General features: G+C 57.8%; 10 protein-coding genes. 4 read left to right on the forward strand and 6 right to left on the reverse strand.

Going from position 1 to position 13179, the window contains the following annotated elements; translation table 11 throughout:
- Positions 1–128 precede the first annotated feature (128 nt).
- The 4 genes from PQR63_RS15600 to PQR63_RS15615 form a co-directional block, all read right to left on the reverse strand.
- Positions 129–1301, reverse strand: a complete 1173-nt coding sequence (locus tag PQR63_RS15600) for a TIGR03364 family FAD-dependent oxidoreductase (RefSeq protein ID WP_408168917.1) — start codon at positions 1299–1301, stop codon at positions 129–131.
- Positions 1302–1484: 183 nt separating this feature from the next.
- A complete protein-coding gene (locus tag PQR63_RS15605) occupies positions 1485–2507 on the reverse strand; it encodes a putative 2-aminoethylphosphonate ABC transporter substrate-binding protein (protein WP_408168918.1) in 1023 nt (340 codons plus the stop codon).
- Positions 2508–2550: 43 nt separating this feature from the next.
- On the reverse strand, positions 2551–4305 hold the full coding sequence (locus PQR63_RS15610; protein WP_408168919.1) for a putative 2-aminoethylphosphonate ABC transporter permease subunit: 1755 nt from the start codon (positions 4303–4305) through the stop codon (positions 2551–2553).
- 5 nt (positions 4306–4310) lie between these two features.
- Positions 4311–5456 (reverse strand): putative 2-aminoethylphosphonate ABC transporter ATP-binding protein, encoded by a 1146-nt coding sequence (locus tag PQR63_RS15615; protein ID WP_408168920.1) that lies wholly within the window; start codon positions 5454–5456, stop codon positions 4311–4313.
- Positions 5457–5777: 321 nt separating this feature from the next.
- Between PQR63_RS15615 and PQR63_RS15620 the strand changes: the two genes are divergently transcribed.
- From PQR63_RS15620 to blaOXA, 3 genes are all read left to right on the forward strand, one after another.
- Positions 5778–6257: an energy transducer TonB family protein gene (locus tag PQR63_RS15620; RefSeq protein ID WP_408169098.1), complete on the forward strand. Its 480-nt coding sequence runs from the start codon at positions 5778–5780 to the stop codon at positions 6255–6257.
- A 213-nt stretch (positions 6258–6470) separates the two neighbouring features.
- On the forward strand, positions 6471–7592 hold the full coding sequence (locus tag PQR63_RS15625; protein ID WP_408168921.1) for a sterol desaturase family protein: 1122 nt from the start codon (positions 6471–6473) through the stop codon (positions 7590–7592).
- Between the two features lie 295 nt (positions 7593–7887).
- Complete coding sequence (gene blaOXA / locus PQR63_RS15630) at positions 7888–8724, forward strand: class D beta-lactamase (protein WP_408168922.1); 837 nt, start codon at positions 7888–7890, stop codon at positions 8722–8724.
- Positions 8725–8752: 28 nt separating this feature from the next.
- On the opposite strand, the gene pdxR is transcribed toward blaOXA, so the two are convergent.
- Positions 8753–10264, reverse strand: a complete 1512-nt coding sequence (gene pdxR, locus PQR63_RS15635; protein WP_408168923.1) for a MocR-like pyridoxine biosynthesis transcription factor PdxR — start codon at positions 10262–10264, stop codon at positions 8753–8755.
- A gap of 124 nt (positions 10265–10388) precedes the next feature.
- On the opposite strand from pdxR, the gene PQR63_RS15640 reads away from it, so the two are divergent.
- Positions 10389–12113, forward strand: a complete 1725-nt coding sequence (locus PQR63_RS15640) for a M24 family metallopeptidase (protein WP_408168924.1) — start codon at positions 10389–10391, stop codon at positions 12111–12113.
- Positions 12114–12128: 15 nt separating this feature from the next.
- On the opposite strand, the gene PQR63_RS15645 is transcribed toward PQR63_RS15640, so the two are convergent.
- Entirely contained in the window at positions 12129–13073 is a 945-nt protein-coding gene (locus PQR63_RS15645) for a sensor domain-containing diguanylate cyclase (protein ID WP_408168925.1), read from the reverse strand.
- Positions 13074–13179 lie beyond the last annotated feature (106 nt).

The following is a 13179-nucleotide window of genomic DNA, read 5'->3' on the forward strand; positions in this document are numbered from 1 at the left end:
ACAAAATTACGGTCGTCCCAGCGGATGCTGGGATCCAGTGTCGTGAACACGGTTGATGCGACACTGGATCCTGACTTTCGTCAGGACGACGGGGTCTTCAATTGCGATCAGCTTTAGGGCTCGTTGTGTCAGTTCTTGTCTACAGCAGGATCCGGCAATGCCGTGCCACCGACCAAAGCGTCGACAACGCGCTCACCCAAGCCCAAGCCCACGCTCATGCCGATACCGGTATGCATCAACACCACCGTGGTTTTATCATCGATCTTCGTTGCGGAGAACGGCCCCGGTCCCTTGCTGCCATACACGCCTTGCCAGCGTTCCAGCACATTCAGTTTGACGCCAAGCGTATCTTCCGCCAAGCCGACTAGCAGACTATCAATTTCTTCGTTGTTGAACGGTGGCGCATCGACGCCGTAGTAGTGCGAGTCGCCGATGATCAGTTCCTGATACGGCGTCGGGCTGACCAGCAGGTGAATGCCGTGGCGGTTCAGTACCGGATACTTGGCTTCGATTTCTGCATTCACGCCCGCTGCGCTCGGCAGATCGGAGAACGCGCCGTAATGCGTACACGACAAGCCGGTCAACACCGCATGTGTCAGCGGAAAACGTTCTTGCGGTGCCGCACGCAGCATTTGCAGGCGGCATACCTTGAGATTCATCTCACCGAGTTTGTCGGCAAACAGCGTCTGGTAATCATGGCCGGAACACACGATGGTGCGCTCGGCGCTAAACTCGCCTGCTGTCGTCGACAGATGGCCGTCACGGGCTTCCTTGACCAGCGTATTGAAATGGAAGTGCACCCCTTGCGATTGCAGATAGCAGACCAGCGCCGGTATCGCTTCGCGCGAATACAGTTGCAAATCCTGCGTGCCGTGCAGGGCAGAGCGATGATGGCGGAAACGGCCGCCATACAGCGTTTCGAGTTGCTGACCTTCCAGCATCGAGACGTCGTAGCCGTGCTGGCGAGCACGCACGATCATGAATTCTTCCAGCACTGCATGTTCGGCTGCGGACCGTGCGAACAGCAAGGTGCCGGCTTCACGCGCGCTGAAGTTGGCGCGTTGCGCCAGATGCAGCCACAACTCGCGGCTTTGCTTGGCCAGGCCTAGCATGATGCCGGGCGGCTGGCCGGTGACCAGGCCCATGCCGAAGTTACGGATTGACGCCCCGATCGGCGTCGAGCTGCGTTCGAATACGACGACACGCAGTCCTCGTTTTACTGCTGCGAAGGCATGTGCCAATCCGAGCATGCCCGCGCCGACGATGGCGACGTCAATATGACCCTTGTTGGTGTTGCCCATCTTGTGTCCTCAATACGCTTGCGGTGATGTGTCCGGTGTTCGGAGTCCGGTTTGTTTTCATGAACGATCTCATGCATAGACGCGCAGAAGATCGTTCATGGAAACAGAGGAGAGATGAAGCTGACTAGTGTACCGTCCTGCTTCATCTCTTTTGAATCGAATACTACAAGTTACTGTTGCTGATTACTTCTTTTCAGCTTTGCTTTCGTAGCGCTTGCTCCACTCGGTCAGGATGCGATCACGATTGGTGCTGGTCCAGACGAAGTCGTTCTTGGTCAGGCGCTTTTCGTAGTCGGCCGGCAGCAGTGGATCAGGCTTGGCGATGCCAGGAACGGCCAGAACGGCGAAGTTCTTTTCGTATTGCATCATGGCGTCCTTGCTGGCGGAGAAGTCAGCCAGGCGTTTGGCTGCGTCCAGATTCTTGGTGCCCTTGACGATGGCTGTCGCTTCCAGATCCCAACCCAGGCCTTCCGACGGCAGGATGATGTCGATAGGCGCGCCTTCTTTCTTGGTCTTGACTGCGCGGTATTCAAACGCGATGCCGATCGGGAATTCGCCGGTAGCAGCTTGTTTGCATGGCTTGGAGCCGGAGTGGGTGTACTGGCCGATGTTCTTATGCAGCGCGTCCATGTAAGCCCATGCCTTGTCTTCGCCCATCATCTGGATCCATGCAGTGACGTCCAGATAACCGGTGCCGGAAGAAGCCGGATGCGGCATCACGATCTTGCCGGCGTAGACCGGCTTGGTCAGGTCAGCCCACGACGTTGGCTTCGGCAGACCTTGCTTTTGCGCTTCGACAGTGTTGAAGCAGATTGCCGAACCCCAGACGTCCATGCCGACCCATGCTGGCGGGTTGGCAGGGCTGCGGTACTTGGCTTCGATGTTCGACAGATTCTTCGGCGCGTACGGTGTCAGCATGCCTTCCTTGTCCAGGATCGCCAGGCTGGAAGCAGCCAGACCCCAGATCACGTCTGCCTTTGGATTGGCCTTTTCAGCCAGCAGCTTGGCAGTAACGATACCGGTCGAATCGCGCACCCATTTGATTTCGATGTCCGGGTTGCTCTTTTCGAATTCGGCTTGGTAAGCCTTGATCTGATCGGCTTCCAGCGCCGTGTAGACAGTCAGTGTGGTCGCAGCATGCGCGGACAACAGAACGCCTGCACCCAGAACGGAAGCAAGCAGTTTAAGAATGTTTGTAGGTTTCATGGTTGCTTTCTTGTGGTTGAAAAGTAATACGACGAACGACAAATCAATGTTTTTTGCCCGCAGTGCGCCAGGCCTGTGCACGGCGCACCCAGTACCCGAGACCCCAGTGCATCAGCAGGGAAACAGCAATCGAGGTCAGCAGAATCAGCGTGGACATGGCGGCGGCAGGGCCGACATCGCCGGCGTCATCCATGTTCAGCACTGCAATCGCTGCCAGCACCGTATTCGGGCTGTACAGGAAGATCACAGCCGACACCGTCGTCATCGACGACACAAACAGGTAGCGGAAAATCTCCAGCACGGCCGGCAGGCAGAGCGGCACGGTGATGCGCAGGTAAGTGCGCAGCAGCGGCACCTTGAGCGAAGCCGAAGCGGCTTCAAACTCGGGATCGATCTGTTTCAGTGCCGTGACGGCGGTCAGGTGCGCGGTGGTGTAGAAGTGCATCACCGAGCACAGCACCAGGATCGTCATGCTGCCGTAGAGGAAATTGAGCGGATTGGCCGGATGATTGAAGAAGAACACGAAGCCCAGCCCCAGCACCAGCCCCGGCACCGCCATCGGCATGAAGGCCAGGAAGCGCAGCGAGGTATCGAGCATGCGGTTCGAACGCGTCTTCTCCATCAGCCAGGCGCCGGTGAAGATAACCGCTGTGCCGACAATGCTGGTGCCGACGGCCAGACGCAGACTGTTCCAATAGGCCAGCCAGCCGCCGCCGTCCATGTTGTCGAAGTCGTAGTGCATCAGCGTCAACTTGAGGTTGTACGGCCACAGCTTCACCAGCGAGGCGCCGATGGCAACGGCGATCATTAACAGCAGCGCGCCGCTGATCGTCATCAGGATCAAGGTATAGACGCTGTCGCGGCGCCATTGACGACGCGGCACCAAGACCTCTGCACGGCTGCTCATTTGTGCGCGCTGGCGCTTTTGCAGCCAGCCGTCAATGAAGAAAGTCAGCAACGCAGGAATCAGCAACAGCAAGCCGATCAGCGCACCGCGGTCGAACTGCTGCTGACCGACCACCGCTTTATAGGCTTCCACCGCCAGCACGCTGAACGCGCCACCGACGATTTTCGGTACGCCGAAGTCGGTGATGGTCAGCGTGAAGACCAGGCAGAACGCGCCGAATATGCCGTATCGTGTAGCCGGCAAGGTCACGGTACGGAAAGTCTTCCAGCTGTTGGCGCCCATAGCTGACGCGGCGTCATACAGACGCGCATCGGCCAGTGATAACGCCGACAACAGAATCATCAACGCGTGTGGGAATGTATAGAAGGCTTCGCCCAGCAATATGCCCCAGAAACCGTAGATGCTGCCGTTCATCCATTCCTTGAACAGCCCCTGATTGCCGAACAGGTAAATCAGCGCGATACCGGGCAGCAGCGACGGCGCCAGCAATGGCAGCAGGGCGATCGCACGCCACAAGCCTTTGAACGGCGCCAGCGTGCGCTGCAGGCCGTAAGCAAACAGGTAGGCCAGCGGCACGACCACCAAGGCCGTTGCAGCAGATACGCCGACGCTGCGTGCCACCATCGGGAAGAAGTTGGGATTGGCGACCAGCTTGCGCCATGGCGCCATACCGGCCCAGACGCCGCCCTGATCGAACAGCGCTTGACCCAGTACGGCCACCAGCGGCATTGCCAAAGCTAGCAGCAACAGCACCAGCAAAAAATACTTGAGACCGCCCGACATCAGTGCATCGAGATTGAGCGTCTTCAGCGGCTTTGTGTCGATACGGGATGCGGGTGTCTTTGCCATGGTCGATTCAGGCTGCACCGTTGTTTGAATGGAGGCAGTCATGCTGCTCAGGAAAACAGATGCAGGGCGCGTTGCGGCAGAGCGATCCACATTCTCTCTGCGGCGACATCCGGCAAGCGGGAGCGGACATCGTCGGCGACGTCAGCCATCAGGCGCTGGCCGGGTAGTTCGTCCAGCTCCAGCATCATGCGATAGCGATTGCCCAGATAGATCTGATCGACCACGCGTGCAGAGAAGCGGTTTGATGCGTCGGCCGCCGGTTGTACATCAATGGCTTCCGGACGGCAGAACAGGCGGCCCGCGCCGTTGTCCATGCTGACACCGGCATTTCCCTGGCGCGATGCTTCGTCAATGTTCAACGTCAATGCACCGACGCTGACCTGATGCGACGATAGCCGCTGGAAAGGCAGCCAGTTGGCCTGGCCGATGAAGTCGGCGACGAAGGGCGTAGCCGGATGGCGGTAGATGCGATCCGGTGTGTCAAATTGCTCGATGCGGCCGTGGTGCATGATGGCGATGCGGTCCGACATGACCATCGCTTCTTCCTGATCATGCGTAACCATCAGCGTGGTGATGTTGAACTGTTTTTGCAGACGGCGGATTTCCAGTTGCAGGTGTTCACGTACTTGTGCGTCCAGCGCCGACAAGGGTTCGTCGAGCAGCAGCAGCGACGGCGAGGGTGCCAGTGCGCGTGCCAGCGCTACGCGTTGCTGTTGGCCGCCGGATAGCTGGCCAGGGAATTTCTTTTCGCTGCCGGACAGGCCGATCATGTCCAGCATTTCGCTCACGCGCTGCTGCATCTGGGCGCGATTCATGCGGCGGCTGTTGAGACCGTAGGCGACGTTTTGCGCGACCGTCAGATTGGGGAACAGCGCATACGATTGAAACAGAATGCCGTAGTCACGCGACTGCGGCGGCAGATGAGAGATATCCTGGCCATGCGCGTGAATGCTGCCGCTGTCCTGTTTTTCCAGACCGGCGATGGTGCGCAGCAGGGTGGTTTTGCCGCAGCCGGACGGGCCAAGCAGGCAGACCATTTCACCTTGTTTGACGTCGAGCGAGACATGGTCCAGCGCGGTGAACGCGCCGAAGCGTTTTTGTATCGTACGGATCGACAGAAACGCATCGGAGGAAGAGCCTGCAGAGGCGCCTGCAACTGAGATATCGGCAGGGTGCGGTAACGAATTAGGCATCACATTCTTTCGTTGAGACTATGCCGGGTTCGGCCAGAAAGTGAGCGGATATTACGTAGCAAATATGACAGCTGGATGACACTTGCGATGTTATATATGGAGTGGATTCCTCCTATAGCATCAGGTTATGGATGAGGTCATTTTGCCAAGTACAGAGATATGTTTCGCCGGCAATATTGCACCGCAAACTGCAGGCAAGCGTCTCTTGCAAAAACGTTGGAACGAATTGCGTGTCCTGTATGGTCTAATACTCACGAGACGTAGCTTTTACCTATTCAACAGGCGGTCCATTTGAACAGAACAAGCAAAACCGGAATCAGGATTGCAACGGTGCTCGGAGCCGGGCTGGTTGCTGCCTGCACAGTGCAAAAGCCGGACACGCAAGCCAATCGCGACGCCACCGCGAAGGAAATCATCGAGCAGGTCAAGACCACGCCCGACGGCACGTCGACCGCCAATTCGCTGGACGATTACAAGGCCGACCTGGCCAGACGTATCTCGCAGGTCAATTCCACCAAGGTGCACATCGAAAGGCCGCAAGCCCTGCTGCGCTCGGTCATCGTCATCAAATATGTCGTCGACAAGGATGGCAATCTGGTGCGCAGCGAAGTCGTCCGCACCAACAAGGATAAGGTCACCGAAGCCACTGCACTGACCACCTTGCGCAATACCGCGCCTTTTCCCAAGCCGCCGATCGCCTTGCTGAGCAACGGCCGCATCGAGTTGTCCGAGACCTGGCTGTTCAATAACGACGGCCGTTTCCAGTTGCGAACCATCGCGCAGCCGCAAAAGAACGAATAAGTCTGAGTTTTTCCTGCTTTGACTACGATCTCCGGTATTGCCCGGGGGATCGTATTCCTTCTGAATACGTTGCTAACCTCCCACAATTACCAAAAGTAGCTAGTGTGTTTTCATTGCGCGCTGCAACATATTTCAATACCGGGTATCCTATCGCCGTCGCTCTGCGCCTGTTTTTGCGCGCATTCTTGCCTTGCGGCACTTGCAGATACCCCCATGGAAAAGATCATCGTCTACGTCATCCCGCTGTTTTTTGTACTCATTGGGGTGGAGTTCGTCTACGGCTATATTCGCCGGCGCAATACCTATCGCCTCAATGACGCCATCAGCAGCCTGAGCCAGGGGCTGATCAGCCAGTTGGTGGCGTTGGTAACCCAGTTGTTCCAGATCGGCATGTATTCGATCGTGTACCGTTTCGTCGCGATTTTTCCGCATGTCCGCTTCTGGCAGACTGCGCTCGGCTGGGTTGTCGCCGTGGTGCTGTTTGATTTCTTCGATTACTGGCTGCATCGCATGGGGCACGAAAGCGCCGTGATGTGGGCCGCGCATTCGGTCCATCATCAAAGCCAGGACTTCAACCTGTCCACCGCCTTGCGTCAGGAAAGTACCGTGGTCTTCATCGGCTGGCTGTTCTATCTGCCGATGGCGGTTCTGGGCGTGTCGCCGGAGCAGTTCGGCATTGCCGGCCTGATTGTGCTGATCTACCAGTTCTGGATTCACACTGAACACGTCGGCAAGCTCGGCTGGTTTGACCGCATCTTTTCTTCGCCCTCGAATCACCGCGTCCATCACGCCGTCAACGATCAGTACCTGGACAAGAACTACGGCGGCATGCTGGTGATCTGGGATCGCATGTTCGGTACCTTCGCGGAAGAAAAAGAGAAGTGCGTCTACGGCACGCGTACGCCATTGCAAAGCTGGGATCCGATCTGGGCCGTGGTTGGTGGCTACTGGCAACTGGCGAAGACTGCGGCGACGCTGCCGCATTGGCAAGACAAACTGCGTGTCTGGTTTAAAGCGCCGGGCTGGTTGCCGGATTATGCGCAGGCGAGCGGTCCGGCATTCGATCTGGAGCAGGCTGCGCGCCGTTACGATCCGCCGCTGCCGCTCAAGGCAAACATCTTCGCCGGTCTGCAGTTTCTGTTGCTATTGTTGGCGACTGCTGTCCTGTTGTGGGTCGCGGATGACGTTTCTTATCTGCGCCTGCTGGCGGTCTGCACTACATTCCTCATCGCGTTCTGGGCGCTTGGTCTCTTCCTCGAGAAACGCCTGTCCGGTCTTGCCTTGATTGCCATCGACGTCATTGCAGGCGCTCTCGCCTTCTACGTTCTCTGGTAAAAATTCTCTTTACTGTCGCCGAATAAGCCGTCGTCCTGACGAAAGTCAGGACCCGGCGTCTCATCGGCTGTTTTCAAGACACTGGGTCCCAGCGTTCGCTGGGATGACCGCGTTACAAACGACTGCTGTCCAGAAATTTCTCCGGTAAGACCCAAGAAATGCTGAGGTCAGGTCTCACGAAAGCTGGTTTGTTCTTGCTGTGCCGAATCAGTACACTGGCAGCCGCTCGACATGGCATGCACCTCTGAAGTGGTGCGGCCTATGTCTTGCTCAGAACATCAGCCAAAGGAAAATCATGTTTTACGTGATCGCAGCCGTCTTCGCCGTCGGCGCATCGCTTTTTGTCGCCGAGACGGAAGCCAAAACCATCTGCACCATCGTCGCCGACGCGTCACACATCAGTGATGCAGGTATCACCGCACCCATTCTTCAGCAAGGTAATTGCACCGAGCGCTTCACGCCGGCGTCCACTTTCAAGGTGGCGCTCAGCCTGATGGGTTTTGATGCGGGTTTTCTGAAAGATGAGCATGCGCCATCGATCCCGTTTCGCGAAGGCTATACCTACTGGGGCAATCCGGCCTGGCGTCAGCCGACCGATCCGGCGGCGTGGATGAAGTATTCGGTGGTCTGGTATTCGCAGCAGATCACACACGGTATCGGCGCTGCCAGCATGCAAAAATACGTGGATGCTTTCCGCTACGGCAATCGGGATTTCTCTGGCGATGCGGGCAAGAACAATGCCTTGGATCGCGCCTGGATCAGTTCGTCGCTGAAGATCTCGCCGCAGGAGCAGGCGCAATTCCTGGCGAAGATCGTCAACCGGAAACTGCCGGTGGATGCGCATGCCATCGACATGACCACCAGCATCATGAAACTCGGCCCACTGCCCGAGGGATCGGACGATGGCTGGCAAATTTACGGCAAGACCGGCGCAGCCGCGCCACAGCGTGCGGACGGCAGCTATGACAAGGCACATTTTTATGGCTGGTTCATCGGTTGGGTAAACAAGGGTGGTCGCACCCGTGTGTTCGTGCGTTTGATCCAAGAAGAGAAAGAAGAAAAAATCAGTGCCGGCATCCGCAACAGAGATGCCTTCCTTAAAGAGCTGCCGTCGCTGCTGGACAAGAACTAAACACGTCGAAGACCGGAGATCACTCCGGCTATTTCTTCATCGCCAGCCGAGATGCCGCGTACAGACGTTCAATCGCGATGCCGATCTCGTCCGGATTCATGGAGGCGAAGCCCAGCCGTACCGCATTTACCGCGCTATCTTGCGGCGAGAACTGGCGACCGCTGCGGATGAACAGCTTCTTGTCTGCAGCATGTTTGGCCAAGGCATCGACGCGAATGCGCTTGTCGAATTCCACCCAGAGCGCCAGTCCGCCTTCCGGATTGCGCACGCTGACCTCCTCTCCGAATGCAGCCTGCAAACCGTCCTGCAGCGCTTCCTTGCGCAGCCGGTAGAGTTTTGACGCGCGCCGCAGATGCTTGCGCAACTCACCGTCGCTGATCAGGTCGGCCAGCATTTTCTGCATGACGGCGTCGCTTTGCGTCGACATCAGCAGCAGATTGCGATTGAGCACTTCAATCAGATTCACCGGCGCCGCGATGAAACCACAACGGAAAGATGAGCCAAGCAACTTCGACAGCGAGCCGATGTAGATCACGTTGCGTTGCTGAGGATCGCTGGCCAGCGGCAGGTAAGGCCGCCCCTCGAAGTGATATTCGTGATCGTAATCTTCTTCTATCACGGTGAAGCGGTAGCGCGCCGCCAGCAGCAAGAGTTTTTGCCGGCGGTCGGCGCGTATGCTGACCGTGGTGGGAAACTGATGATGCGGCGTGACGTAGATCAGCCTTACCGAATGGAGCTTGCATAGCGCTTCGACATGATCGGTCTTGCAACCGTCCGGATCGATGTCGACGACTTCGATACGCGCTCCCAGCGCACGAAAAATCGCCCACGCCGGCGGATAACTCAAGCGCTCCACCAACACCACATCGCCCGGCCGGATCAGTGCGCTAGCCGCCAGATGCAAGGCCATCTGCGTGCCTTGCGTGAGGCAGATGCTGTCGCTGGTCACGGCCAGATTACGCGTAGTGCGCAGCATGTCGGCCAGGGCTGTGCGCAGCTTTTCTGCGGATTCCAGATTGCCGTATTTGACCCAGTTGGATTTGAAGGCGGTTTTCATCGCGTTACGGTAATAGCGATGCAATACCGCCTGCGGCAGCAGCCGGTGATCCGGCGCGCCGTTGTCGAAATACATGGACTCGCCATTCCTGCCGGCCCGTACCGATGGCAGATGCAGATCGTCGAAATAGGGCGGCAACGCAGGCGAGATGACTTCGGGAGCAAACGATGCCGTCTGTGCCGCTTTGCGTTTGGTTGATGTGGCTTGTGACGAGGCCTGTGGTGATTCCAGCAGAGCGTTGACGAAGGTGCCGCGCCGCGGCTCGCTCACCAGCCAGCCTTTGACGATGGCTTCTTCGTAGGCCAGCATCACCGTCTTGCGATTGACGTCGAGAATCTCCGCCAGCTCGCGCGTGCCGGGCAAGGCAGCACCAGGTTCAAGGCGACCGCTTTGGATGGCGCTCGCCAGACCATCAACGATCTTGCGGTAGGACGCCTTCATCGGTGACGCATCGAGATCGAGCAAGAGCCGCCATGTTCTCATCTGGACCATCTGGAATATTCAAATCTGGAGGTTTCAATGGTCCTATTCTAGCCTGACAATGCTGTTCACGGACGCACTCTCTGCGATTCAATGAACTCAGCTATCCAGATAAGAAAAGATACTTATGCTCAACACCTACACCATCGAATTGGCCAGCTCCGGCAAGAGCTTTGCGGCAGACGACAAGACATTGCTGCTGGACTCGGCACTGGCCGAAGGCATCTCGATACCGTTCTCTTGCCGCCGCGGCGAGTGCGGCTCATGCAAGGTGAAGGTGCTTAGCGGCGCGCACGAAAGCAACCCTTATGTCGCCGCCGGCACGCCTTACCCTTTGGCGCCGGACGAGATGCTGCTGTGCCAGAGCCATGCCTGCGGCGACATGTGCATCGACATCCCGGGATGGTCGCCGCACGTACAGGTGCTCCGGCTGGAAGCTGCGATTCTGACGAAGGAAGCCGTGGCTCCCGATGTGACGAAGCTGGTGCTCAAGCCGCAGGGCGAAGCCGGCATGCAAGCACAGGTAAGGGCCGGGCAGTACGTCAAATTCTTTCTCGATGATGGCAGCAGCCGCTGTTTTTCCGTCGCTAATCTACCTGCGGCAGACGATGGCGAATTGGTCTTTCATATCCGTCGCGTCAAAGGCGGCAAATTCTCGCAAGACATGCTGGGGCGGTTGGACACAGGTGACGTTGTCAGCATTGAAGGCCCGTTTGGCGCCTGCACCTGGCAGCCGGGCGGGCATGATGCGTTGATCTTGCTGGCGACCGGCACCGGTTACGCAGGTATCAAACCGATCCTGCTGGCAGCGTTGGCGGAGGCAGGCAATGTACCGGTGACGCTGTATTGGGGCGGCGCGAGCAGCAGTGACTTTTATGATCGCGCTTTTCTGGATGCTTTGACAGCGCAAGACAAACGTTTCCGCTGGTTCGGCGTCGAGCAGGCACATGTGCAGGATCTTGCGGCGACTCACGCTTACGATTGGAGCCGTACTTTGGCTTACGCGTGCGGCAATCCGAGGATGGTGCAGGACGCACGTCAGCGTTGCATCGCGCTTGGGCTGGAGGCGCATCACTTCATCGCCGAAGCCTTCGTGCCGTCCGGTGCCAGCGAAGTAGTGCTGGCGCGTGGCAGTTTCGATCCGGTGTGGGAACGCGTCGGGCCAAAGTATTCGCTCGACGGCATGCTGGCCGCACGTGAGCAATCGATACGCGCACTGGCGCAGATTGTCGGCAAGCTGCGCGTCGGCATGACCACCAGCGAAGCAGTCGAGATGGCCAACGAACACCTGCGTCAGATGGGTTCGTCGCATACCTGGCATCCGACCTATATTCGCTTCGGCGACGACACCGTGAGAACGCCACGCCAGGGCGTGGACAAGGAGCGCCGCCTGCAAGCGACCGATATCGCTGTGGTCGATCTGGGGCCGGTATGGGATGGGTATGAAGGCGACTTTGGCGACACCATCGTGTTCGGTCAGCATGCGCTCTATGCCGCATGTGCTCAGGCGGCGCGGGACGTCTTCAGCGCCAGCAAAGAAGCCTGGCTCACCGGACTGACCGGGCGTGAACTCTATGATCTCGCCGAGCGGGTCGCAGCGGAAGGCGGCTGGCTACTGGAGCGCAATCTGGCCGGCCATCGCGTCGCAGATTTTCCGCACGCCTTGTTTGGCCCGGCCAAGCTGGCGGAAATGGATATCGTGCCAAGCGACGCGGTCTGGGTGCTGGAGGTGCAGCTGCGCCATCCGACCGAACCTATCGGTGCGTTCTATGAAGATATTCTGATTGGCACGCCGTCAAAAACAAGCAAGCCGGCGACCGGAAATGCAGAGAGGAATCCGGTCGCGGCGTGAGGATAGCCGAAGACCTCAGTCGTCGGCAACGATGCAGTTACGGCCACGCTGTTTGGCCATGTACAAGCGCTTGTCGACCGACTCCATGAAGTTGATGCGGTGATCCTGTGCCGACGGGATGATGGTGTTCATGCCCAGACTGATGGTGACGACTTTTTCGACTTGCGATTTTTCGTGCGGGATTTTTTCTTTCAGTACCAGCTTGCGGCAACGCTGCGCCACTTTCAGTGCTGACGCGCGGTCGGTCTCCGGCAGGATCAGCACGAACTCTTCGCCGCCATAGCGCGCAAAGAAGTCGCGTGTACGCGTTGCGGCGCCGCTCAGTGCGGTGGCGATTTGCTTCAGGCAGGCGTCGCCACGGATGTGGCCGTAGTGATCGTTGAACTGCTTGAAGTAGTCGATATCGAGCATGATCACCGCCAGCGGCGTGCGATTCTTGACGGCATTGGCCCATTCCACTTCCAGTGCGGAGTCGAACATGCGGCGGTTGGCGACATTGGTCAGTGCATCGCAATAGGACAGCGCTTCCAGTTCTTTTTGCAGTTCGACCAGACGCGCTTCGGTTTTCTTGCGCTCGGTGATGTCGAACATGAAGCCGATCAGCGAATCGACTTCACCGTCCGGCTTGCGCACCACATGTACCACGTCGCGGATCCAGACGTGTTCGCCATCGCGCGTGATGGCACGGTAGTCGGCTTCATGATCGACGCCTGCCTTGGATTGCGACACGCAATAGTTCACCACGCCTTCGCGATCTTCCGCATGAATGCGTGTGGCCCAGTCTTCCACCGTGACCCAGCTCTCCGGCGTCCAACCTAACAATTCTTCGATTTGCGGGCCGACGTAAGCGAACTTCATGGTGCTCCAGTCGATCTTCCAGGGAATGGCTTTGGTGGATTCCAGCAGCGTCTTGTAGACGGCGCTGTCAGGTTCCATTTGTTTCTGAATCGGTTCGGTCATGGATGGCAATGGTGATTTGTAGAGGATGTGTCGATGCGCAATATCTTGTTGCTGGTAGTCTTATTTCCCTATGGAATCTAAAGCGAATTGCATCAAGAAATGATTG

Origin of the sequence: Herbaspirillum rhizosphaerae, from assembly GCF_046025915.1 — a bacterium.
GTDB lineage: Bacteria > Pseudomonadota > Gammaproteobacteria > Burkholderiales > Burkholderiaceae_D > Herbaspirillum > Herbaspirillum rhizosphaerae_A.

Excerpts from the sequence above, each read along its gene's own strand:
- blaOXA (WP_408168922.1), top strand. The coding sequence starts at position 7,888 with ATGTTTTACGTGATCGCAGCCGTCTTCGCCGTCGGCGCATCGCTTTTT.
- PQR63_RS15605 (WP_408168918.1), bottom strand. The coding sequence starts at position 2,507 with ATGAAACCTACAAACATTCTTAAACTGCTTGCTTCCGTTCTGGGTGCA.
- PQR63_RS15600 (WP_408168917.1), bottom strand. The coding sequence starts at position 1,301 with ATGGGCAACACCAACAAGGGTCATATTGACGTCGCCATCGTCGGCGCG.
- pdxR (WP_408168923.1), bottom strand. The coding sequence starts at position 10,264 with ATGAGAACATGGCGGCTCTTGCTCGATCTCGATGCGTCACCGATGAAG.
- PQR63_RS15625 (WP_408168921.1), top strand. The coding sequence starts at position 6,471 with ATGGAAAAGATCATCGTCTACGTCATCCCGCTGTTTTTTGTACTCATT.
- PQR63_RS15610 (WP_408168919.1), bottom strand. The coding sequence starts at position 4,305 with ATGACTGCCTCCATTCAAACAACGGTGCAGCCTGAATCGACCATGGCA.
- PQR63_RS15615 (WP_408168920.1), bottom strand. The coding sequence starts at position 5,456 with ATGCCTAATTCGTTACCGCACCCTGCCGATATCTCAGTTGCAGGCGCC.
- PQR63_RS15645 (WP_408168925.1), bottom strand. The coding sequence starts at position 13,073 with ATGACCGAACCGATTCAGAAACAAATGGAACCTGACAGCGCCGTCTAC.
- PQR63_RS15640 (WP_408168924.1), top strand. The coding sequence starts at position 10,389 with ATGCTCAACACCTACACCATCGAATTGGCCAGCTCCGGCAAGAGCTTT.